The 23,099-nt window shown below is 48.8% G+C and carries 22 protein-coding genes and 1 tRNA gene; 13 read left to right on the top strand and 10 right to left on the bottom strand.

Annotated elements, in window-relative coordinates:
- Positions 1–137 precede the first annotated feature (137 nt).
- The 3 genes from FRZ59_RS01210 to FRZ59_RS01200 form a co-directional block, all read right to left on the bottom strand.
- Positions 138–713: an RNA polymerase sigma-70 factor gene (locus FRZ59_RS01210; protein ID WP_158640480.1), complete on the bottom strand. Its 576-nt coding sequence runs from the start codon at positions 711–713 to the stop codon at positions 138–140.
- A 150-nt stretch (positions 714–863) separates the two neighbouring features.
- Positions 864–1,226 carry a hypothetical protein gene (locus tag FRZ59_RS01205; RefSeq protein ID WP_132127680.1) on the bottom strand — a complete coding sequence of 121 codons (363 nt, stop codon included), beginning with the start codon at positions 1,224–1,226 and terminating at the stop codon, positions 864–866.
- A 74-nt stretch (positions 1,227–1,300) separates the two neighbouring features.
- Positions 1,301–2,221, bottom strand: coding sequence for a LytR/AlgR family response regulator transcription factor (locus tag FRZ59_RS01200; RefSeq protein ID WP_132127681.1), 921 nt, complete (start codon positions 2,219–2,221; stop codon positions 1,301–1,303).
- An 81-nt stretch (positions 2,222–2,302) separates the two neighbouring features.
- Between FRZ59_RS01200 and FRZ59_RS01195 the strand changes: the two genes are divergently transcribed.
- The gene (locus tag FRZ59_RS01195) at positions 2,303–2,929 is read left to right on the top strand and encodes a Pr6Pr family membrane protein (protein WP_132127682.1); all 627 of its coding nucleotides are present in this window, start codon (positions 2,303–2,305) and stop codon (positions 2,927–2,929) included.
- An 11-nt stretch (positions 2,930–2,940) separates the two neighbouring features.
- Here FRZ59_RS01195 and FRZ59_RS01190 read toward each other — a convergent pair whose 3' ends face one another.
- From FRZ59_RS01190 to FRZ59_RS01180, 3 genes are all read right to left on the bottom strand, one after another.
- Positions 2,941–3,393, bottom strand: coding sequence for a hypothetical protein (locus tag FRZ59_RS01190; RefSeq protein WP_132127683.1), 453 nt, complete (start codon positions 3,391–3,393; stop codon positions 2,941–2,943).
- A 98-nt stretch (positions 3,394–3,491) separates the two neighbouring features.
- The gene (locus tag FRZ59_RS01185) at positions 3,492–4,067 is read right to left on the bottom strand and encodes a nuclear transport factor 2 family protein (RefSeq protein ID WP_132127684.1); all 576 of its coding nucleotides are present in this window, start codon (positions 4,065–4,067) and stop codon (positions 3,492–3,494) included.
- Positions 4,068–4,389: 322 nt separating this feature from the next.
- Positions 4,390–4,463, bottom strand: a tRNA-Met gene (locus tag FRZ59_RS01180).
- A 191-nt stretch (positions 4,464–4,654) separates the two neighbouring features.
- Here FRZ59_RS01180 and FRZ59_RS01175 point away from each other — a divergent pair.
- From FRZ59_RS01175 to FRZ59_RS01165, 3 genes are all read left to right on the top strand, one after another.
- Positions 4,655–5,038 (top strand): START-like domain-containing protein, encoded by a 384-nt coding sequence (locus tag FRZ59_RS01175; RefSeq protein WP_132127916.1) that lies wholly within the window; start codon positions 4,655–4,657, stop codon positions 5,036–5,038.
- A 123-nt stretch (positions 5,039–5,161) separates the two neighbouring features.
- Positions 5,162–6,622 carry an LptF/LptG family permease gene (locus tag FRZ59_RS01170; protein ID WP_132127685.1) on the top strand — a complete coding sequence of 487 codons (1,461 nt, stop codon included), beginning with the start codon at positions 5,162–5,164 and terminating at the stop codon, positions 6,620–6,622.
- Positions 6,623–6,667: 45 nt separating this feature from the next.
- Positions 6,668–7,894 carry a bifunctional 3,4-dihydroxy-2-butanone-4-phosphate synthase/GTP cyclohydrolase II gene (locus tag FRZ59_RS01165; RefSeq protein ID WP_132127686.1) on the top strand — a complete coding sequence of 409 codons (1,227 nt, stop codon included), beginning with the start codon at positions 6,668–6,670 and terminating at the stop codon, positions 7,892–7,894.
- A 401-nt stretch (positions 7,895–8,295) separates the two neighbouring features.
- Here FRZ59_RS01165 and FRZ59_RS01160 read toward each other — a convergent pair whose 3' ends face one another.
- The gene (locus FRZ59_RS01160; RefSeq protein ID WP_132127687.1) at positions 8,296–12,831 is read right to left on the bottom strand and encodes a translocation/assembly module TamB domain-containing protein; all 4,536 of its coding nucleotides are present in this window, start codon (positions 12,829–12,831) and stop codon (positions 8,296–8,298) included.
- A 96-nt stretch (positions 12,832–12,927) separates the two neighbouring features.
- Between FRZ59_RS01160 and tsaD the strand changes: the two genes are divergently transcribed.
- Positions 12,928–13,929: a tRNA (adenosine(37)-N6)-threonylcarbamoyltransferase complex transferase subunit TsaD gene (gene tsaD, locus FRZ59_RS01155; RefSeq protein ID WP_132127688.1), complete on the top strand. Its 1,002-nt coding sequence runs from the start codon at positions 12,928–12,930 to the stop codon at positions 13,927–13,929.
- A gap of 6 nt (positions 13,930–13,935) precedes the next feature.
- Here the strand turns inward: tsaD and FRZ59_RS01150 are convergent, their stop codons facing one another.
- Entirely contained in the window at positions 13,936–14,853 is a 918-nt protein-coding gene (locus FRZ59_RS01150; protein WP_317127721.1) for a helix-turn-helix domain-containing protein, read from the bottom strand.
- Positions 14,854–14,911: 58 nt separating this feature from the next.
- Positions 14,912–15,781, bottom strand: a complete 870-nt coding sequence (locus tag FRZ59_RS01145; protein WP_132127690.1) for a helix-turn-helix domain-containing protein — start codon at positions 15,779–15,781, stop codon at positions 14,912–14,914.
- A gap of 91 nt (positions 15,782–15,872) precedes the next feature.
- Between FRZ59_RS01145 and FRZ59_RS01140 the strand changes: the two genes are divergently transcribed.
- The 8 genes from FRZ59_RS01140 (at position 15,873) to FRZ59_RS01105 (ending at position 21,906) form a co-directional block, all read left to right on the top strand.
- On the top strand, positions 15,873–16,262 hold the full coding sequence (locus FRZ59_RS01140) for a hypothetical protein (RefSeq protein ID WP_132127691.1): 390 nt from the start codon (positions 15,873–15,875) through the stop codon (positions 16,260–16,262).
- Positions 16,263–16,367: 105 nt separating this feature from the next.
- Positions 16,368–17,192: a hypothetical protein gene (locus FRZ59_RS01135; RefSeq protein WP_132127692.1), complete on the top strand. Its 825-nt coding sequence runs from the start codon at positions 16,368–16,370 to the stop codon at positions 17,190–17,192.
- 6 nt (positions 17,193–17,198) lie between these two features.
- Positions 17,199–17,894: a TapB family protein gene (locus FRZ59_RS01130; protein ID WP_132127693.1), complete on the top strand. Its 696-nt coding sequence runs from the start codon at positions 17,199–17,201 to the stop codon at positions 17,892–17,894.
- A 34-nt stretch (positions 17,895–17,928) separates the two neighbouring features.
- Positions 17,929–18,660: a collagen-like protein gene (locus FRZ59_RS19320; protein ID WP_132127694.1), complete on the top strand. Its 732-nt coding sequence runs from the start codon at positions 17,929–17,931 to the stop codon at positions 18,658–18,660.
- 16 nt (positions 18,661–18,676) lie between these two features.
- A complete protein-coding gene (locus FRZ59_RS19315) occupies positions 18,677–19,360 on the top strand; it encodes a collagen-like protein (RefSeq protein ID WP_158640478.1) in 684 nt (227 codons plus the stop codon).
- Between the two features lie 24 nt (positions 19,361–19,384).
- Positions 19,385–20,665: an OmpA family protein gene (locus FRZ59_RS01115; protein WP_132127695.1), complete on the top strand. Its 1,281-nt coding sequence runs from the start codon at positions 19,385–19,387 to the stop codon at positions 20,663–20,665.
- 11 nt (positions 20,666–20,676) lie between these two features.
- The gene (locus tag FRZ59_RS19310) at positions 20,677–21,429 is read left to right on the top strand and encodes a collagen-like protein (RefSeq protein ID WP_132127696.1); all 753 of its coding nucleotides are present in this window, start codon (positions 20,677–20,679) and stop codon (positions 21,427–21,429) included.
- A gap of 6 nt (positions 21,430–21,435) precedes the next feature.
- Positions 21,436–21,906 (top strand): hypothetical protein, encoded by a 471-nt coding sequence (locus tag FRZ59_RS01105; protein ID WP_132127697.1) that lies wholly within the window; start codon positions 21,436–21,438, stop codon positions 21,904–21,906.
- A gap of 162 nt (positions 21,907–22,068) precedes the next feature.
- Here FRZ59_RS01105 and recA read toward each other — a convergent pair whose 3' ends face one another.
- Entirely contained in the window at positions 22,069–23,082 is a 1,014-nt protein-coding gene (recA, locus tag FRZ59_RS01100) for a recombinase RecA (protein WP_132127698.1), read from the bottom strand.
- Between the last annotated feature and the right edge of the window lie 17 nt (positions 23,083–23,099).

Raw genomic sequence — 23,099 nt, 5'->3', positions numbered from 1 at the left:
CCAGGAAACGCTTCAGCAAATCCGGGGACAGTTCAGGTTTGTTTCGCATCCATATATAAAGTCAGTTCGCGGAAGCGGAACCCTAAACTGTCTTAAAAAAAATAAATTTGAGGAATATTGCGAAGCGAAGCTTCACTCTAAAGCAGAATCAGCAGGGCTATGAGTATCACCGAGTCTTTCAGCTGGGAACGAAGTAATTTTAAGGAACGCGTAATATGATATTCAACAGCTTTCTCAGAGATGTTCAGCTTATCGGCGATATGTTTATTGGAATAATACTTATAACGGCTCAGCTCGAAAACAATGCGTGATTTTTCAGGAAGTTTACGAACCGCCTGGCGAAGCTGCTCATTCATTTCGCGGTAATTGAGCTGCTCTTCCGTTTGGTTTTCCCATGTGACGGAGGGCAGGCGCGAATTTTCCTGCTGAATGATCGTTGTTTGGCTATGAACGAAATTGATCACGCGGTATTTGACGGCGATAAATAAATAGCTTTCCAGCGACCGCCTGATTTCCAACTCCATTCGCCTTTCCCACAATTTGATAAAAAGGTCCTGCACGATTTCTTCGGCCGCTTCCCGGTGACCTGTTTTCTGATAAGCGATCTTGAGCAATTTCAGCCAGTACCGGTTATAAATTTCTTCAAAAGTCTTTTCATGATCCTCTTTAAGGAGATCAATCAGCTCTTTGTCCGATAACGCCTGTAGGCTCAAAGAAATTGGTTTAGGTTACTGCATACTAAAATAACATTTACCGGGAATATATATGCAAGAAATCTATATTCTGAGCATTGGAACGTTTCTGACACGTAAAAGCCGCCTTGCGCAAAGCAAAAGCGGCTTGGCAGTTCCATCCAAGGATGATCAGGCCGGCCGTTTTCCGGAAAGAGCAATCTCGCCCCCGGAATAGCTTGCAGTTCCTGTCAGCTTTTTGTCTTTGACCTGGAGCGATACCTTGATCAGCTCGCCTTCGATTGTCAGGTCAAAGGAAACCTGGTTCTTGGCGGCTTTTATGTTCCGCGCTTCTATTTTCCGGCCGTTTGTTTCCAGGACTACCTTCAGTTCCTTTTCCTCGCCCGAAAAAATGATCTTTCCGTTTTGATAGGGGTAATCCGCTGACGGAGCCGAATATTGCCAGGTTCCTGTCCAGTTCTTTTCCTGTGCTTGCCCTTGGCTGGTGAAAACCGTTACCATGAATGCGATCATGAGAAATTTGAGCATCTTCATAATACTTATTTTTTAATGGTTAGCGTTGTTTGTTGCAATGATACGACAGGGCAAGTGCAATCGGGGGCAAAAGATCAGGAAATGGGATGAATGGAGGCTATTTGGGGTGAACAGGATTGTACGGCCTTCTCAAAAAGTTCTTTGTAACCGGCTGAAACCGGAATGGGTCCCGGGGCCGGACCGTTCAGCCAGATCTCGTATCCTTTATTTTTTCTATTTACGCTTGCAAGCTGATCCATATTCACCATATAAGAGCGGTGCGTTCTGAGCAAAGAAGGCGTAGGAAGTTCCTGTTCCAGTTTTTTCAGGCTGGTCCTCACAATGCTTTCCCTGGCCTCCCCATCTTTCATGAAAAACACCGATACATAATTGTCTTCCGACTTAATAAAGAGCAAGTTGCTAAGACTAACGGTCAATACGGGCTTTTCATTTTCATCGATAATTGAAACTGCTTGCCTGCCTGATTCCTGAGCCGGCGTTGTTTGCCTTGCCGAAAAAATGTCGATCTGCGCCTGCTGCTTTTGAATGTACAGCCACAGAAGTACCATGCTGTAGGGGAGCGTAATGACAAGGCCCGTGTATCGAAAGCTTAATCCCAGTTCCCTGAGGAATTCCCATCCTCCCGGAGCCATATCCCCGTAGAATACCTGCATCACCAACGCAAGTACGGTTACCTCTAATACAAACCACAGCAGGAACTTTTTTACCGTCAGGCATTCGAACTTAAACAGAGGCCTCAGGCAGAATTGGCTGATGATCAGGACCAGCATGCCAAGCGTTCCATAACCCGAAAGCGACAGGTATTGCGGCAAAAGCGAGGAGTTGTTCCATGTATTCACGTTGAAGGGAACAAACAGGTTCATAAAAAGAATACTGTACGTGCCGCTGAAACCAACCAATATCCACCGGTGCCTGTGGCGGTCAAGCAGCGTGAATGGTTCAGCCAGGTATAATGAACAAGTTCTGAGGATATCATGGAATTTACGCAATACCATAGGATAAAAATAAGGTGTCGCCGCCTATGATCAAAAAGGATATTGGTCTTTTATTTAAATTAGTGCCATAGACAAACCAAAATGATAACAACCAGATCTTTTGCAGCTATTGGGGCGATAACCGGGTGGTTCGCTATCCTTAGTCAGCTCGCCATTTCCATTTCGGCCAGATCGGTTTCCCTGGCGGAACAGCTGTTCAGGTTTATTGGCTATTTTACCATTACTACCAATATCCTGGTGGCCTTGTGCTTTACTTTATACTGTTTGCCGGGCAATTCGCGGAATGATCGTTTGATGACAAGGCCGGATGCTGTTTTTTCGATCATGGTTTTCATAATCATGGTCGCGATCATATACAACGTGATCCTTCGTCCGCTGGGAATGCCTTCGGGATTCCCGTTATTGGTTAACGAGTTGCTTCATGTAGTTCAGCCCTTGTTGTTTGTATTCTTCTGGGCATTCTTTATTCCCAAAGACGAATTAAGGTGGAAAACATTTGTTCCCTGGCTGTTTTATCCAATTATCTACATCTTGTACGTGGTTGTCTTAGGAGCCTTTACCGGGCATTATCCCTACCCCTTTGCCGACGTAGGAAAACTTGGATACAACCGGGCCTTGTTCAACGGACTGCTTATACTGGGAGCCTTTCTCTTGCTTGCGTTCTTACTACAGGGGCTGGTACGGCTTTGCAAAGCCCGCTTATCCTGAAATAAGATCCTTCACTTTTTTATTCTCGCCAGACGCCGGATCTCCCGCTTCTGCTTCCTTTTTTGCTGCTTTTCATATTTTTTCTTCGCTTTCCAGGCTTTAAGATAGTCGGTCCGCGAGATCAACCCAGGCGGTTGTTGCTGGATGAACTTATTCATTTTTGATTTCCGGCCTTTCTGATTTCCTGGTTTCGATCCGAAAGGAAACACCGCTTGTTCCTGGTTTGGACTGAGAAATTGAGAAACCCCGCCGTTCGGGTTAATAATGACCGGGCCAGCCAATACCGAGTGCGTACCATCGGGATTAACGACCACCGAGCCGTGAATAACCGAATGCGTACCGTTTGGATTAATGATTACCGAGCCATGTACGACAGAATGGCTGCCATCCGGATTCACCACTACCTGCGCCTGAGCCATCGTCCCTCCCAGCGCCAGTAAAGCCATGAACAGTATCTTTTTCATATTAACATCGATTTGACGTAATTGTGGGCATGCACTAAAGTTAGCAAATAAAGGTGGTTTTGATGCCAGGTACCTCTACTATTTTATCGGTAACATTTCTAAAATTTTAGAAGCTCGTCTACAACTGCTCCTTTTTCGTACACAAGTATCTTAAAGACCTCATTTTTCTCATTTCTGACAAATTCGAACCCCAGATCCCGTTCTTTAATAAAAAACTTGGTCTTACTTTCCGGATAGAGTACCGCATTGAATCCAGTACCAGAAACTAATAAGTTTGAGCCCTGTATTTTATAATTAAATGTTCCGAATTTTGGATTTTTATAGCTGCCTTCAAACTCCTTTAGTTCTCCTTCTGATAATTTTATGTCTATCTTTTTATTTGCAGGTCCGTGGTCGTAGCTCAAAATATCAGACATCTTCCATTCATTGTTTTTAAAAAGCCAAACGTGTGTAAACTTTGCAAGCCCGTCTTTCCTTTCAGGCTTGTTTCTCTCTGTAACATAAAAAACATGCTCACCTGAAATAATCGCCCCGTAAATTATATTGCCGTTTCTCAAGGGATAGACATTGACAGTTCCGTCCACCGCCTCTCTCCTTAGGTGTGGGTTCTGACTGCCACAGACATTATCCCGTATACTTGCAACCAATGCGGTTTTGCCATTAGTAATGCCCACTTTGTCATGGTAAAACCTTCCATTTACAAAAGAATTCTTATATCCCAGATTTTGGTTTGAACTTATCCAATGTTGCTCCAGGAATTATAGAAATTGCCACTTCTGTTTTTCCGTACTTAATTTCCCTAAGTGTTCTACTATTTATGGATTACCTTTTCAAGACAAGGCGGCGGCAGTTGAATTAATGAACTGCGTTCTTCAGTTCCAGTAGCTTTCGATTTACAGTTGAAAAAGGTATTTAGTGCTTTTTGGCATATGAAAATACCACAGAATCTTATTGGCACAAAAAAAGGAAACAGCCATAATATGGTGTTTCCTTAAGTAGCGGGGAGCAGGATCGAACTGCCGACCTCAGGGTTATGAATCCTGCGCTCTAACCATCTGAGCTACCCCGCCAGGTATTTATTTCTTTCCGGGCTGCGGTTGCGGGCTGTTGCCTGCGATTGCCTTGCAGCGCTGCTGCCATCCGGCCGGGCTTTTAAGCAGCCTCGGAGGCCCGGCTTCCTTTTTCCGAAAAGGTTTGCAAATATAAAAGAAAATACCTTTCTTTAGAAGTGAACGAAGGAAATGTTTTAAATGATCCGGGGATGCATGTAAAAAAGAAGTTCAAGTTGGAGTTTGAATTACGGTCATCACCCAAAATACTTTTCAGCTTTTTAAGCAGTCCCAATGGATTGGCGCAGTGGTTTGCGGACGATGTGGTTGTTCAGCCGGACGACTACTTCATATTCAAGTGGGATAATGAAATGCAGCGGGCCAAATTGCTGGGCGTTAAAGAAAATAAGTCGATAAAGTTTAAGTGGGAAGACGATGAACCATACTGTTATTTTGAGCTGGAGGTCCTCCAGGATGAACTTACCGGCGACGTAGCGCTTTCTGTTACGGATTTTGTTCCGGAAGATGAAAAGGATGAGCGCGCGCGCATCTGGGAAAGCCAGGTGGAAACGCTTATCCGGGTGCTGGGCGCCTGATCCGGCCCCGGCCCTGTCCCGCCGCCCTGATCTGCCCAAACGCTTTTATTTGAATTCTTTCAATAATCAATCCCGGTTAAATCCTATTTTTGCATCAAATATGGTGGCATTCATTGGGATCAAGTGAAAAAACTCCATTTCTTTATTATTAAAGCCTATCTGCGGCCCTTTGCGACCACCTTCCTGATCGTGCTTTTCATCCTGATGATGCTTTTCCTTTTCAAGTACATCGATGAATTCGTGGGAAAAGGGGTGGACTGGTTCACGGTTGCCGAGCTGATCTTTTATGCCAATGCCAGTAATGTGCCGCTGGCGCTTCCTTTGGCCATTCTGCTTTCTTCTATAATGACTTTTGGGTCTATGGGAGAAAATTATGAATTGGTGGCCATCAAGGCATCGGGAATTTCGCTTACCAGAGCTATGCTGCCTTTGCTGCTGATCATGACGGTGCTGTGCCTGACCACCTTTTATTTTGCAAATATTGTCATTCCCCAGGCGAACCTGAAAATTGCCAGTACCATTTACGAGTTCAGGCAAACCAAGCCTTCGTTCCTTATCAAGGAAGGGGTGTTTTATGACGGCATTGACGGCTATTCCATTAAGGTGGAAAAGAAAGACGAGGAAACCCAGACCCTTCACGGCATTATCCTGTACGATCATACGAAGGGAAACGGGAACACTACTGTGCTGAAAGCCGAAGAGGGCGAAATGTATAAATCGGCGGATGAGCAGTACCTTATCCTGAAGCTGAAGAACGGGGTGAGGTATGAAGAAATGCGGGGCGAGCGAAACAGAAACCAGCGGGAACGCCTGGTGCGCGTCAAATTCGAGGAACACGAACAGAAATTTCTCCTGACCGGGTTCAGCGTGGCAGATATCGACGAAGACCTTTTCAAGAATAATTTCCAGATGCAGAACATCAGCCAGCTGGAATACAGCGCCGATTCCCTGAATGAGAAGCGGCGGCAGGAACTCAAACGCCTGGCCACGGATATCGCTCCTTATTATATTTACAGCCGCGACAGCCTGTTCGCTAAATATGAGCCGCTGGAATTTGATTTTAAAGACCCGGATTTCCTGCGGAATATTGATGAAAACGACCGGGAACTCGTCCTGCATTCGGCCCTTGGCTACATGCGGAACGTTAAATCAAATACTTCCCCCGCCGCTACCCAGAACGCAGCAGCATTTAAGTTGGTTAAGCGGCACTGGGTGGAATTTCACCGCAAATTTACGCTTTCGGTAGCCTGCTTCGTGCTTTTCTTTATCGGGGCGCCGCTGGGAGCTATTATCAGGAAAGGCGGCCTGGGGCTGCCCGTGATCGTTGCGATCGTGTTTTTCCTGGTATTTCATATTACTTCCACGATCGGCGAGAAAGCAGCCAGGGAAGGAAGCTGGACCCCTTACGCGGGCATGTGGCTTTCTACCGCGGTCCTGATTCCCCTGGGCATCTTCCTGACTTATAAAGCCACTTCGGATTCCTCCCTGTTTGATCTTGAAAATTATATCCGGTTCTTCCGGAAGCTGAATCCCTGGAGGAAAAAGGCAGTTCTTCCTAAAAAAGAAACTCCCGGGCCGCTTTAACAAATTACCTACTTTTGTGTTCTTATTGGTAAACTCAGGATATTAATGGAAATTAAACTGGATACGATAGAAGAAGCCATTGAAGAGATCAAGGCCGGGAAGGCCGTTATCGTGGTGGATGATGAAGACCGTGAGAACGAAGGGGATTTTGTCACCGCCGCCAGGAACGCCACTCCCGAAATGATCAATTTCATGGCCCTGCATGGACGAGGGCTGATCTGCGTTCCCATGAGCGGAGAGCGTTGTGACGAGCTGAAGCTGGATCCTATGGTAGGGAAGAATACTTCTAACCACGAAACTAATTTCACCGTTTCAGTAGACCTTCTTGGCTATGGCTGTACAACCGGTATTTCAGCTTCTGACCGGTCCAAAACAGTTAAAGCGCTTATCAATCCTGAAATAAAACCTGAGGAACTGGGGCGCCCCGGCCATATTTTCCCTTTGCGCGCCATGGAAGGAGGGGTGTTACGCCGCTCCGGCCATACGGAAGCAACCGTTGATCTTTCCAGGCTGGCAGGTTTTGAGCCGGCCGGCGTTCTGGTGGAGATCATGAATGAAGACGGTGAAATGGCGCGCCTGCCCGATCTGTACAAAATTGCCCGCCGCTTTAACCTCAAGCTTATCTGCATCAAGGACCTGATCGCGTACCGGCTGAAACACGATAGCCTGATACGGAAAGAGGTTTCGGTAAAAATGCCCACCGCGTGGGGCGAATTCAATCTTACGGCCTTTACCCAGACCGATACCGGCGAACCTCACCTGGCGCTTACCAAGGGCAGCTGGGAAAAGGACGAACCGGTACTGGTAAGGGTTCACTCTTCCTGCGTGACGGGCGATATTTTCGGTTCCTGCCGCTGTGATTGCGGACCGCAGCTCCATAAGGCCATGGAAATGATCGAAAAAGAAGGCAAGGGCGTAATACTTTACATGCACCAGGAAGGGCGCGGTATTGGTCTGGTCAACAAGCTGAAAGCCTATAACCTGCAGGAACACGGCCTGGATACCGTGGATGCCAACCTGGAGTTGGGATTTAAAATGGACCAGCGGGATTACGGGGTAGGCGCCCAGATACTGCGCTACCTTGGCGTCAGTAAAATGCGCCTGATGACGAATAATCCGACTAAACGCGCCGGGCTTATCGGTTATGGCCTGGAAGTGGTGGAGAATGTTCCTATTGAAATAAAATCCAATCTGCATAACGAATTATATCTTAGAACTAAAAGGGATAAAATGGGGCATATGATTATGCAGGATGTTGGTCATATAAAGTAGCTGGTTGTGGATTGAAGGGTGAGGGCCCGCGCTTGTGCTGTTTGTGGGTGGATGGTGGAGGCCTCGCGCTTGTGCTGGTTTGATTGCCCGGACCCGCTCAGGCGATTCCTGCGGCCACGCCGCATGAATCAACATCGCTCCCTGCGGGCAATCAAAGCCTTGCACAATCCCCCGCGGGTTTCAGGCCAAAACCCAGCCCAACACAGCCCCAACCCACAGCCCCAATCTAAAGACCCAGCCCGCAAAGCCCCAACCCCGGTCCAACAAAGCTAACGCCACAGCCAAAGACCAAAAATCCAAAGTTTAAAGAGCCAACTCTCCTGAAGCCAAATCCCCGAAAACCTAAGCCTGGAAAATCAACTCCCCAAAGTCAAATTCCCAGAAACAAAAGCTAGAGGGACTTAAAACCCTGTCTTTTTATTGGGCTGGTGTTGGGCGGGCGCTCGCTGAGCGTGGGGCTCCGTTGGATGGGGGCTTTTTTCGGGCGGGGAGGCGGGGGCCGGGACGGGGTTGGGGTTGGGGTTGGGTTGGGGTTCGGGGGAAATTTCCTGAAGCGTGTCGGCCGGGCGTTCTTTTCCTTTGAAGATATTATTGAAAAATTCGGTGAAGGAATTGAATTCCTGACGGTAGCTCAGGCCCAGGCCGTGTTTGTATTCGTCGCGGGTATTGATGATGCCAAAATCACGCACGTTTGTCCGCCGGAAGAGCTGTGCGCGGATATTCCCGTCCCGGGTAAGCAGGTATTCTATTTCGATATCCTGGGTGATTTCATCGCGTTGATTTACCGACGTGTTTCCTACATCGCTTTCGTTCAGAAAACTTCCGTTAATAATGAGGCGGTTCTCGAAGAAACGCAGGCTGGTGCTTACTTCCTGCGATTCGGTGCCCAGGCGGGAAGATATATCGAAATTCGACGAGCCGGTAAGCTTGTTGATGAAAGAACTCAGGCCGCCTGAGAGCAATTCCGTAAAGGTAGCCTGCCCGGCTTCGGAAATACCCTCCTGCAGGTTGTTATTTACAAAGCTATTGGCAAGGAGCAGCCAGGTGGTTTGGGTAAGCCGGTTGTCTTCGTTGCTCAGGTAGGTATAGGTATCTGAGCCAACCTGGCGATTGTTGGGAAATTCAATGTCAAAGGTTGCGTTCTGGTTTTCAAGTGTTCCGGTAAGGTTGATCCGTGTAACCACCTTGATCCTGGACTGCTGCCCCAGGCTGATATTGGCGGCGTCATAAAGCGGGCCCACGTTTACGCTGTTGAGGGTATAATCGGCGAAAATATCGAGCTGGGCATTGTAAGGGTCACCTACGAAGCGAATGGTGCTGTTTGGCTGTATTATGAAAACTTTATTGAAAATATTGTTTGCCGTAAAAACGTACTCCCCTTCCCGTACGTTGTAATTCCCGTAAATCTCAAAGGTGCCGAAGGAGTTAATGGTCAGCTGCAGGGCCGCATTCCCGCGCCCCACGATCTTATCTCCGGCCAGCTTGTCAAATATGATCTCCACTTCGGTTCCCTCATTAACTTCCAGCCGGAAATTGAGGGTTACGCCTTTCAGTTCCAGTTTTCTTTCCACGAGTTTTTCCGCCGTATCTCCCTTTGAAACAAAGTTCACGAAATCGGCTTTTCCTACTTCCTCGGGATTATAAAGCGGCAGATAGAATTTGCTGTTGGCATCCGTGGCGGCATTGATATCTATCCGCATATTGCTGATGGGACCGTTGAAGGAAAACGTACCACTGGCATACATGGTGCCGTAATAATAATTATTATCCTTTTCGCTCGTATTCAGCGCCTGGAAATTCTGGGCCTGCAGCGTAATATTAAGCGTTGGGTCGGCAAGATTACTGAGGTCAATATAACCATTGCTCACGGTTGCCTGGTTACCCCGGACGTCATGCAGCCGCAACCCGTTCAGGATGAGCCTGCCCCCGCTGAGCGTTACGCGGTCGGAAAAAGTGTAATAGGTTTTCAGGTAATCAACCTGCAGACCGGCATCTTCAAACTGCAGGTAAGAGAGATCATTTATTTCCGGCTGCTCCAGCGTACCCTGGACAATCACTCGCCCGGTAAGCTGCCCCTTGAGGTCGGAAACAAGTCCGCCAAGGAAGGGCTCCAGCAGCACCAGTTCAGCGTGATTGAATTCCATGTCTGCAAAAAGCGCATTGTTTTCGCTTCCTGTCTGGATGTCGCCCGAGATACTGAAGGAGGGAATCAGGTTTTTGAGCAGTCCCACGGAAAAATTGACCGCCTGGCTTTCCGCGTTGTAGGAGGATGAGATCAGCAGATCGCCGATAGCGGTTTCGTTAAAAGTAAAACCGGACACGTTGATGCTGCTGCTGACCTTTGGCTTGGAAAGCACGGCGCTGATGGTTGCCTCGCCGTTCATAATTCCTCCAAGGCGAAGATTGAATTGCTTTGTCAGCGGGTCGAAGGTGGCAATATCAAGATCGGTAAATGCCACGTTAAGCGGGAGGCTGTCGCTTTTAGAGATCGCTCCGCTCACGCTGAATGACTGCCCGTTGTTCCGGAGCGAAAAGCCGTCAATTACCAGGCTACTGTCTGCGTACAGCAGTTTAAAGCTTTCTTCGATCCGCCATTCCCGGCTGTCGAGGACGATGTCTGACGGCAGGATGCTGAAGGACGCTCTCGAAGAATCCACTTCTATCAGGGCATTGATATCCAGGCGGTTTACTCCGTTGTCATTAGCGAGTTTCACGTTAAAATTCAGGCTGTCGTTCCGGATGTAATTCGAAAGGCTGACGTTATTCACCGAAAGGCTGTCGCTGAAATAAACGCTGTCAACGGTTGCATTGACAAAAATCGCGTCCGGACTATTTTCTTCGTCAATGATTAAATTACGGAATATAATGCCCCCGTATTCAACTGTTTCCATGCCCCCTGCCAGTAATAATTTCTGATCGGAAGAATTAAAACTGCCGTAAAATGAACCTTGGTCGGGAATCCGGAGCTGCGGAAGGAATACGGAGGTGATGGGCTCCAGGTTCTTTAGCTGAAAGGCAAAGTTAAAGCTCTGAAGCTCGGTCGCTTCCCGGATAATTCCCATTTCCAGGCTGGGCAGGTACTTCTTCAGAACGGTTTTAAAGCCGGAAGGAAGACGGGTAATGTCAAACTGGCCTTTCATGGTTCCGTCCAGGAAATCCGAGCGGAGAACGATCAGGCGGTCGCTGCTGCTGCCGGTAGCTTCCAGGTTTACCGTATCTATCTGGTAACGGTTGGTATCGCTTTGCAAGGAGGTTTCCGTTAGCAGGATAGATCCTTGTATGTTCTCCAGGTCCGTACCGGTGAAATTGCTTTCCAGGTGGGTGCTGAGTATTATTGTATCCCGGCTAAGATGGAGGTTATTCAGCCGCGCTTCGGCTACCGTGGAGCTGAAACGGAATTCGGGCTGTGCCGGGTTATAGTTCACCAGTCCGTTAAAGTCCAGCTTGAGGTTCCGGTCATTGATCTTTACGTGCCCTTCAAAAAGCTTCTTGTCCACGACGCCGTTCACCTGTATATTGCTGTAGCGGTAACCTTTGAAATCCAGGTATTCAATGCTGGCAGTAATCTCCTCCTGCAGGTCTTTCAGCCTGAAACCCGCTCCTTCAATCTCCGCTTTGAAGGTGGCGCTGCCCAGGCTGCTGTTGCCGGTGAATTGCTTCAGGTCCAGGTCATAGGCGGCGATATTTCCCGCGTATTGCGGCACGGCCGTATTGAATTGCATATTGGCTTCGCCTTCGACCCTGCCCAGGGAGGTTTTCAGCTCACCTGCGGCAAGGAAGTCATTGTAGTGGCCGTCAAAGTTTCCCGTAAAATAAATATTGCCGGCGTTTTCAAGGAATTCAGGCAATTTGGGCGGATTTTCCGATACCCGGGAAAGAATGTATTCAATATCCGCTTTATTGGTAGAAAGGGTGTTGAAATCAAGCTCAAGCAGGGTGTTGTCCAGATCCGGCAAGCCTCTGACCCGGTAATCACCCCGGAAATACGTGCTTCTGCCCAGGGTCACCAGCAGGTTATTGGCACGCAGGTTGGAAACGCTGCCGGAAATAGTACCGTCAATACCCGCACTCAGCCCGATCTTACGGAGGCCGGGCGCAAACCAGGCAATGTCCTTGGCAGCAACGCGGGAATTGTTAAAACGCCCTTCCATGTCAATGCTGTTTTCAAAATCATTGAAATCGGCGAGTTGCTCAAAGGTAAAGACAAGATAATTGCTGACGCTGCTGTAGGGGGTTTGTAATGATAGTTCATCCAGCTCTATTTTTCCCGGAAGGAAGGAAAGTTTGGCCGAAAGATGGTCCAGCACGAAACCGCTTTTTTCCTGAAGGCTGATCCTGGCGATATTCCCCCGGGTTTCCCTGCCGTCCGTCCGGAAGCCCTCTATCTCGGCGTGCAGGCTGGAAACGTCCAGGTCTTTAAAGTTAATGGCATCCGGCGGCGGTTCTGCCTGCCCGTTTCCCGGGAGAAGAGAACGGTACCTGAACGCAACATCATCAAGCAGCATCTTGTCTATCTGCAGGGTGAAGGGTTTTTGCGCCTTCCGGCCCAGCGTGTCGGATTTTTCCTTTTGAAAATAGTTTACTATAAATTCCAGATTTGCGCTGCTGTCAGGCAGGGTTTTAAGGTAGAACCTGGTTCCTGCAAGACTGGCTTCGCCGAAACGGAAACTGCTCTTGTCCAGGTCGAATTCTTTCACACTCAGCAGCAGTTTCTGCGCATACAGCAGGGTGTCCTTTTCCCGGTCTTCGACATATACATCCCGGAGTACCAGGTTCCTGAAACGCAGGTTAATTGCATCGATCAGGTTGAAACGAAGGTAAAGGCTGCCTATTTCCACCCTGGTCTGGAGTTCCCTGGAAAGATAGGGCGCCGCCACTTCCTGCGCTACCCAGGTTTGTACGGTCCTGGATTGCAGCAAGGGGAGGGCCAGTATCAATAACAGGATTATTGACAGGATAATAATGGCTGATATTTTGAGCGCTTTTTTAATAACTTTGCTTTTTTAACATAGCACCAGAATCAAAGATCAAGTATGTGCGTTATTCTTGGCATTGAATCATCTTGTGATGAAACTTCCGTTGCTGTTTGTGATAACGGCAGCATACTGAGCAATATTATCGCAGGGCAGCACGTCCATGAAGCGTATGGAGGGGTAGTGCCGGAACTGGCTTCCAGGGCCCACCAGCAAAATATTATTCCCGCAGTACATCAGGCCATTAAGAAGGCGAAAATAAGCAAAAAAGATATAAATGCGGTAGCTTTTACGAGGGGGCCGGGCCTGCTGGGGTCCTTGCTGGTAGGCACTTCTTTTGCCAAAGCATTTGCCCTTGGGCTTAAAGTTCCGCTCATCGAAGTAAATCATATGCAGGCGCATATTCTGGCGCATTTTATTGATGAACCCCGGCCTGCTTTCCCCTTCCTGTGCCTTACTGTTTCCGGGGGGCATACCCAGATCGTGAAAGTAAATGATTATTTCGAAATGGAATTGCTGGGGCAAACGCTGGATGACGCTGCCGGGGAAGCATTTGATAAAACCGCCAAGATCCTTGGCCTGCCTTACCCGGGAGGGCCCCTTGTTGACCGCTACGCCCGGGAGGGAAACCCGGATGCCTTTAAGTTCCCGGAACCTTCCGTACCCGGCCTGGACTTTAGTTTCAGCGGCTTAAAAACATCCATCCTTTACTTTGTTCGGGACCATATACATAAAAATCCCTCTTTCCTGGAAGAGAATATGGCGGATATCTGCGCCTCCGTGCAAAGCCGCATCGTCAGTATCCTGCTGAATAAACTAAAGAAGGCCTCCGGGGAAACGGGTATCACACAGGTAGCGATCGCCGGCGGGGTATCCGCAAATTCCGGCCTCAGGGATGCTGTTCAGGAAGCCGGAAAGGCGCTCGGATGGGAAATTTTTATTCCAAGGCTGGAGTATTGCACCGATAATGCCGCTATGATCGCCATTGCCGCCTATTATAAATACCTGAAGGGCGATTTTGCCGGGCAGGACGTGAGTCCGCTGGCCAGGTGGAGCTTGTAGTCCATACTAAACGTTGGCACTCTCCCCGGATGCAGGGTTTCCCAGATTTAAAAAAAGCCCGGAGGTTTCAGTGGCGGAGATCAGCTCAAATAAATTGTGCCGGGATAAAAACTGCGCGCCGGCCTGCAGGCCGGCGATCTTTTTATAAGCTTGAGGGCTAAGCCCGGTTATCCTCTGAAAATGCTTTATCAGATGGGACTGGTCATAAAAATTCCCCAGGTAAACGAGATCTTTCCAGGAAGCGGCCTCCCGGTGCATCAGAGTATTCAGGTAATTGAACCGGATAATTTCGGCGAACTCCTTGGGGCTTAACCCGAGTTGATAGTTAAAATTCCTTTCAATGTATTTCTTGTTGATGTTCATTTCCCCGGAAATTCCCTGTATCGAAACCATTCCCTTGCGCTCGATGATCTGTTCGGTAATGTACTCGGTAATTGTATAATCCAGCTTTTTTTGCGAAAACCTTTTTTCCAGCCATTCTTCTGCAAAGGCAATCTGCTGCTCATGCGCCGGCAAAAGACGAAGCTTTTCGCCGATCCATGCCGCTTCCGTAATACCAACCAGGTTTAAACCGGTCAGGTCGTTTTTCAGTTCATGCATATTTTGTTTCAACAAATGAAACAAGCCCAGCGGCTTAAAAATGATCACGAACGCTTTAAGTGAATCTTTCCATTTTCCCGTGTACGTACAGTTGTGAATACCGATTATATTTCCGCAGGAGATTTCTTTGGAAGAGCCCGGCCTGCCGGCAATTTCGTACCGGAAGTGTTCACCGAATGAGAAAACCAATCCAGGTAACCCATTTGGAAGAGAGTCCATTTTTCGCCAGGCAGAATGGCCCCCGTCATCTGCAATAATTATATACCGCGCGATGAACCTCGCGAATCGCCCGGAGGGTAAATAGCTTTTGTAAAATAATTCCAATAGAGGATTATGTTTTATTTAAAAGTAGTTAAAAATTTCAGGACTATTGCGGAGGCTTCTAGTATTCCTGAACGATAAAGCCCGGAGTCCGGGAAATGAGTTCGAAGATATTGTGTTTTCTCAGGAACAGCGCTTCAGGGCTCAATTTTGCATTTTCTTTAAAGGCTTTAGGCGTAAGGCCGGTCATTCTTTGAAAATGCTTGATCAGGTGGGACTGATCATAAAAGTCACCCAGGTATGTGAGTTCGCTGCAGGATATGGATTCGCGCAGCATTAAAGTGTTCAGGTAACTGAAGCGAATGATGTCAGCGTATTCCTTGGGGGTGAGGCCTAGCTGCTCGTTGAAATGCCTTTCTATGTATTTTTTGTTGACATGCAGTTCTGTTGCCAGGCTGCTGATAGACACCATTCCTTTTCTTTCAAGGATCAGGTCGGTTATATGTCCGGTTAAGGTGGTTTTTACATCTTTTCCACTCAATTTTCCTGCCATCCAGGTTTCCATGAAGGCTATTTTGTCTTCATGTGCAGGCAAAACAGATAACCTTTCACAAATGGCTTCCGATTCAGTTAATCCCAATAAGTTAAAACTGGTGAGATCGTTTTTTAATGCCCCCATATCCTGTTTCAGCAGCTGGTATAATCCGAGCGGCCTGAATACGATAACGAATAAACGCATGGGGTTTTTCCAGGTAGTCGTATAGGGGCTGCTGTGAATGCCCACGACGTTTGCAGAGGATATTTCCTTTGATGGTTCGCAGCCCGCGAAGTAATGGAAGTTTTCGCCATAGGAAAATCCGAGACCGGGCAGGCCGTTGGGCACGACGTCCATTTTTTGCCAGCCGGTATGCTTTCCATCGTCAATTACGATCATATACCTGGCAACCAGGTCGCGGAAGCGCGTGGAGGGTAAATAGCTTTGGTAAAACACGTTCTCTATACAACGGAAATTATATACTAAACTAAGAAATATTGTCCCACTTTTACAATTTCTTTTTCCTGGTGCTGCTCATTTTAGTACGATGAAAAAGAATTCAAAAGCACGCGTAGCAATAATCGTCTGCATTTCTTTGGGTCTGCTCCTGTGGAGCCTCATTTCCACTTTCCCGGGGTCCGGGCCATCTGCAAAGGAAAAGGAGTTTATCATGGAAAACGGCATTAAGGGCATTGCATCACTCCTGGCGGTGGAGCGCACCGGCACCACCGTTAATAATATCCATCAATACGCGTTTTCGTTCAGGGTGCAGCCGGATTCAGGAAGCGCTTTTGAAATGGTCCGGAAAAAATTGATCGACCCTATTTATATGCCCGGCATAAGCGTGGGAATGCGCATTCCGGCGTATACCATCCCGGGAAACGAGGATCAAACGCTGATTCTCTGGGAGAAGGCCGGGATCGGCGATGCATTCTGAATCGTACCGCTTTAGCGCTTTATGTCTCATTTTTACAATTCCCTTGTTTAAAGATATGCGAATTTTGGTTACGAAAAATAATGGTATAAATAAATAGTATGACTCATGAAAATTTTTACTCAGCAAGGTGTTAAATCCGGGGCGTTTGTATGGCTGGGCTTATCGGTCCTGCTGGTTTCCGGCTGCTGCGAAAACGGCGTGCGTACTGAATCACAGACCCTGGAGAAGGAGGAGTGGCTAGGGGCCCTGAGTTCCACCTTTGACGGTGTTTCTCTTCGCCTTAATAATTATACCCCTAATGATCATGAATTCAGCGCAGAGGACGTTTCCGCCTTCTATAAACCGGATGACAGCTACCTGAGGGTGGACGCTCTTGATCTTGACATTGCCTTTGATATTCCGCTGCAAAGGCAGAACCCTTATTCGATATACATTAATGATGTAAATTCCACCAGTTTTGAGCCGGATGCGCGGTCCCGAAAAGGCCTTATTACCATTTTCTTTGAAGAAGGGGGGACTGAGATCGTCGGGAACTGCGTGGATAATATTGCCTGCATATGCGGCGATCCCAGGATCGACCTGAATGATATGAAAATAGAGGTATGGCTCAGCGTGGGAGCAGCAGGAGGAAGGTTAACGATCTCGGACATCGCGGCCGAACTGAGTTCCACCTATGAGGAAACCGGGCCCTGCGTAGATAATGCCTGCGCCTTTGCCTGCGATCTTTTTGCAGCAGACAGGGAAAGCCAGATGAGAGAGGCCATTGAAGAACAGGTGGTGAACCATTTTAATTCCTACCGGGGTATTATAGAAGGGCTGTTTAACGATCACCTGGAGTCGCTTGGTGTAAGCGGCGAGATCACCAGCGCCAGCATAGGCACGGAAGGCGAACTCTTGCTGATCGTGCAGTCAGATGACCCTTCTTGCTAATTGATCATGAAATACTTCCTGTTATCCCTCCTTTTCCTGAACCAGGTTGCCGGCGCACAAATCGCCTGTGAGCAATGGTTTCCTTATGCCGTTGGTGAAGGCTTTCAGCTGGAAACGAGAGATCCCGGAGGAGAAGCCAACGGTTCTATCCGCTTTACCGTGCTGGATATAACCCGCAGCGGAGAGCGGGTAATTTATACTGTGAAACGAGATATCCGCGATAATGCGACAGGCGAGGGCACTAGTGTGGAATATACGATGGAATGCGATGATGATAAAATGTATATCGACACAAGAGCCCTTTACTATCCTGCGCAAGCTTCGGCCATGGAAGGAATGGAAACCGAAGTCGAGAGTGATGACCTGGTGATGCCCGCCAGCCTTCAGGTAGGTGATGAATTGCCCGACGCCAGCCTTACCATGACCATGAAAATGGAAGGAACGGTTTTTACCACCCTGAAAATGACGTTTACCGGCAAAAAGGTCATTAGCCGGGAATCCCTTACTGTACCGGCCGGCACCTTCAGTTGCCTGAAGATCGAAGGAAAAATGAATATGGAAATGAAAGTAATGGACAAGCCGATGAATTTCAGCACGAAAACCATACAGTGGTATGCCGAAGGCACCGGTATGGTCCAGGGTGAAAGTTATGATGAAAGCGGTGAACTGTCCGGCAGCCTGGTATTGACAGAAAAATTTTAACGGATTGACAGATCATAAATAAAGTTGTACGAATATGAAACAAATTAGACTTACCGGCATACTGCTGGCTGTTTTGCTGGCAGTTGCATTCACCGCCTGTGAAAAGGAAGGGCCTGCCGGCCCCAGCGGCCCCCAGGGAGAACAAGGGGCAGCCGGTCCGAAAGGCGATAAAGGGGATCCGGGGGCTACCGGCCCCAGGGGAGAGACCGGCGCTACCGGTCCCCGTGGTGCCACCGGAGCAACAGGTGCGACCGGGCCCCGCGGGGCAACCGGCCCTAAAGGGGATAAAGGTGACCCCGGCACGGCGAATGTAGTATCCTCGGGATGGATTGAATATGAAATTAATTCAACACCTAATACGCCTACACACAAGACAATGAAGTATACATTCCCCGCCAATGTACTGGATCTTGTAAATGCGGAGCATATCGCAGGATTCCTGTCTTCCGGCGGCCTGCTGGTGCTTTACGGCAAAAATTTCGGGAACGGACAGCATAATATGCTGCCTTATACCTATTCCAATGTCGACTATACCTGGTCCGGAGGTTCTTTCGGGGTAAGTACCATCAATTCCATTCTTATCCGGATTGTCAGTACGGATGGCACAGCCCTCACAGAGTACGACTATGCAGGGTTCAGGGGGAACGAGTTTCGCTATGTGCTGATACCAGCGGGCGTTGAGGTTTCAGGCAGGCTGGCGACGGACATTGACTGGAGCAGGATCAGCTACGCAGAGGCGGCACAGCTGCTGGATCTAAAGAATTAGCGATTAATCAACAGAAATGAAACACCATACATTAACTACGATAATGCTCACCTTGTCCCTTTTATTCGCCTTCACATCCTGTGAAAAGGAAGGGCCTGCCGGCCCAAGCGGGCCGCAGGGCGAACAGGGGGCATCAGGCGCAAAAGGCGATAAGGGTGATAAGGGCGATCCTGGAGACACTGGTCCCAGGGGTGAAACCGGGGCCGCCGGCCCCCGCGGCGCAACGGGTGCAACAGGTCCCCGCGGCGCAACGGGTCCTAAAGGGGACCCCGGCACGGCGAACGTCATGTATTCCGACTGGTTCGCACCTGTATGGAGTACGGACGAGCCGGATTTTAAACAATTACGCGTAACAGAATCGACGATCACTACTGATTTTTTAAGCAAGGGCGTTGTTCTGGTATATTATCGTCGCCAGCCGACTTCTTCTACCCGCTATGATTATCTTTTGCCCCAAACTTTTTATAAAGTTGACGGAAGCGTTGACAGAATTTACGAATCCTACGTGTACGGAAACGGGATATATATTAACGTGCGATCTTTTGACGGTCCCCTGACAAGCAACGAAGCAGGGGCGGCCGTTACCAGGTTTCGATATGTACTTATCCCCGGCGGGGTGGATATTTCCGCACTGGAAAGAAGCGGCGTAGACTTGAACAATTACGATGAAGTAGTTCAGGCTCTTGAAAATCTGCATTGATAGAAGAAGATTAAAACTGAGATCATGAAATATTTCCTGTTTACACTACTGTTCGCGATAGCAGGCGGTAGTATTGCCGAGGCCCAGATCCTCGAACGGCTGGGAAAAAAGGTAAAACGCAAAGTAGAAGAACGGATCGACCGGAAAACCGGCGAGGCGGTGGATAAAGGCCTTGACAAGGTAGAAGAAGCGGCCGAAGGAAACGGAAAGGAGGCCGGAGAAGACAAAGTGAACGAAGGGCAGCCTGACGGAGCAGGACAGGCCAATGCTGGTGAGGATAAGGAGGCGGCAGTAAATGCGGCGGGAGAATTCGCTGTTTACTCGAAATTCGACTTTCTTCCCGGGGAAAGCCTGCTGTTTTATGATGACTTTTCGGCTGATAACACGGGTGACTTCCCCGCGCGCTGGAATACCAGCGGTTCGGGAGAAGTAGTTAGCCTGGGCGGGCAATCTGGAAAATGGCTGAAAGTCCCGGATAATACCACCAGTTTTCCTGAAACGGGCAAGACGCTTCCGGAAAATTTCACGGTTGAATTTGACCTTTTCTATCCCTCGGGCAGCACTCGCCCGCCGGTTACTTTTGGCTTCTCTGAAAGCGCTAATCCAGCGAAGGAAGGGTTAAAGGGCGGGAAGCTTTTTTATTTCCGCATCGATCATTTCCTGGACAAAGTAGGTTACAGTACCAGCCTGTATTCCGGCCGGGAAACGAATAAGGAATACTTTACCAATAAGGCAGCAGGAAAACCAATAAGGGTAAGTATCAGTGTGAACAAGCAGCGCATCCGGCTGTACCTGGATCATGAAAAACTTTTTGATCTGCCGCGTGCGTTTGAACCTGCAACACTACGGAATAACTTTCATTTCCGGGCTGGCGAGATCATTCCCGCCCCCAAGGAGTCCTTTTATATTGCTAACCTCCGTATAGCTGAAACGGGTGAAGATGCCCGCAGCAAACTTATTACCGAAGGCAGATGGACTACCACCGGAATTCATTTTGATGTGAACTCCGCCAGGGTGCAGCCTGAATCCTATGGCGTACTGAAAGAGATTGCCAGTGTATTGCAGGAGAATGCAGATGTCAGGGTGCAGATCATCGGGCATACGGATGCCGACGGCCCGGAAGAACTCAACCTTAAACTATCGCAGGAGCGGGCGACTTCGGTAAAAGCCGTCCTTGCATCGGAATTTGGAATTCTTCCCGAAAGAATGGAAACCGGGGGCAAGGGAGAATCCGATCCTGTTGCGCCTAACGATGGCCCTGAGGGTAGGGCGCAGAACAGGAGAGTGGAATTTATCAAACAATAAAAGGAGTCAATATGTACAGATCTTTAAAAATTCTTGCAGGCGCGTTCGCTTTATCCGGCCTGATGATATTAAGTTCCTGTGAAAAAGAAGGGCCTCCCGGTCCCGCGGGGCCGCAAGGCGAACAGGGAATAAAAGGAGACCAGGGAGATTTGGGCCCTGCCGGCCCTGCCGGATCTCAAGGCCCGCGTGGTGCGGCCGGCGCACAGGGACCAAATGGAGAGACCGGCCCGCAGGGACCGCGCGGTGCAACCGGTCCGCAAGGCGAAACCGGCCCGCAGGGGCCGCGTGGTGCAACCGGCCCGCAGGGGCCCAGAGGAGCAACCGGCCCGCAAGGCCCTCCGGGCACGGCAAATATTATGTATTCGGATTGGATTGATCCCACCTGGAACAGGACAAATACGCCCGACCGCAAGGTGCATCACATTAACGTACCTGAGTTTACAGATGCATTCTTCAATAATGGGGGCATAGTTCTAGTTTATATCCGGATTGAGATAGCAATAGGCGCGCCCGAAGTTTCATTGATCCCGCGGCAGACAACGATTCTCAACGCGGACGCTTATTGTGCAACCCTTCCCGATTTATCGGTCATCTCAATTCTTCTGACGAAAGGCGATGCGCTTACCATTCCGCACGCGCTTGCTGACGCTAAATTTAAATACGTACTGATCCCCGGCGGTGTGGACATTTCCGGCCTGGCTGCGAGAGGCATTCATTTAGAAGACTACCAGGAAGCAAAGCGATTCCTGGGAATAAGTGAATAAAACTCTATGCAAACGATCATGATCTATTTTTTGCTGGCTTTTCCGGCTTTTTTCCAGGGCTGGCAGGCGCCGGGGTTTAAGGGCTTTTTTACTGAACTCCGGGCAGCTGCGGAGAACCGCGATGTGCGCAAGCTGGAGACCCTTATTTATCCGTTCAAGGATAAAGTGGAAGATATGCAGGAAGCGATGATTGAAAATATCCTTCATGGAAATATCGGTCAGAGGGGCGATGGAGCGTTCTCTGTCAGGGCGCTTGACTCCCTGATGGCAAACCACCTGGATAAGATCAAGCCCATAGAAAAGGACTTATACGGGCAGCTTTCCAAAGACATTATTTTTGGGAAGGTGATCAGAAGCTTTAAGCCAAAGGACGTATTCGTAATGGATTACCGGGACGCGCGGATGATCCTGCTCCAAGGCAAAGACGGCTTGCAGCTTTTTTTCTGGGAAAACCTGAATAACCTGCTGCGGAATTAACCCCGCCTTCCTGTGACAGGCAGACTCTGGTTATTCATTCTTTTGCCTGTTTTATATCATTAAGGGCGCAATTTTTTGCGCCCTTAATGAATTATCATCCTCTCGCGCAACGTTTCCGGAAGCCGAAGGCGACTCTTAAAACGCTGGTAGGAATGGGAGAGGTTATTTTTCTTCCAGCTTATCCCCGGTAACGATCTCTTTGATCTTTGCTTCCAGTTCGGCGGAAAGTTCGGGATTGTCGAGCAGCAGCTGCTTGACAGCTTCCCGGCCCTGTCCAAGCTTGGTTTCGCCATAACTGAACCAGGAGCCCGATTTTTTGACAACTCCAAATTCAACTCCAAGGTCAATGATCTCTCCGACTTTGGAAATCCCTTCCCCGTAAATAATATCAAATTCAGCAATACGGAAAGGAGGGGCAACCTTATTTTTGACCACTTTTACCCGGACACGGTTTCCGCTCACTTCATCTGCGTCTTTGATCTGGCTGATACGGCGAATATCCAACCGGAGCGAGGAGTAAAATTTGAGAGCATTCCCGCCCGTGGTGGTTTCGGGGTTCCCGAACATCACGCCGATCTTTTCCCTGAGCTGATTGATAAATATACAGCAGCAGCCAGTTTTACTTATAGTGGCTGTGAGCTTGCGCATGGCTTGTGACATTAGCCGGGCCTGCAAGCCCATTTTGGAATCGCCCATTTCTCCCTCCAGCTCGCTTTTGGGTACAAGCGCAGCCACCGAATCCACTACAAGGACGTCAATGGCCCCGGAGCGGATCAGGTTATCGGCAATCTCAAGCGCCTGTTCCCCGTTATCCGGTTGAGAAATAAGCAGGTTGTCCACATCCACACCCAATTGACGGGCGTAATATTTGTCAAATGCATGTTCCGCATCAATAAAAGCCGCTACCCCGCCTTTTTTCTGGGCTTCGGCAATTACATGGATAGCCAGCGTGGTTTTACCGGAAGATTCGGGACCATAGATCTCTACCACCCGGCCCTTGGGAAAGCCGCCGATCCCCAGGGCAATGTCCAGCCCAATGGAACCGGTGGGAATGGCTTCTACTTTCACAATGGGCGAATCGCCCAGGCGCATGATTGTGCCTTTGCCAAATTCTTTTTCCAGTTTATCAAGGGTAAGCTGTAAGGCCTTCAGCTTCTCTGTTTTAACTTCGCTCATTTGCTAAAAATTTTTGC

The organism is Anseongella ginsenosidimutans (genome assembly GCF_008033235.1).
Taxonomy (GTDB): domain Bacteria; phylum Bacteroidota; class Bacteroidia; order Sphingobacteriales; family Sphingobacteriaceae; genus Anseongella; species Anseongella ginsenosidimutans.
Note: the sequence above shows the minus strand (reverse complement) of the source record. Positions and strands in the feature narration are given on the sequence as shown.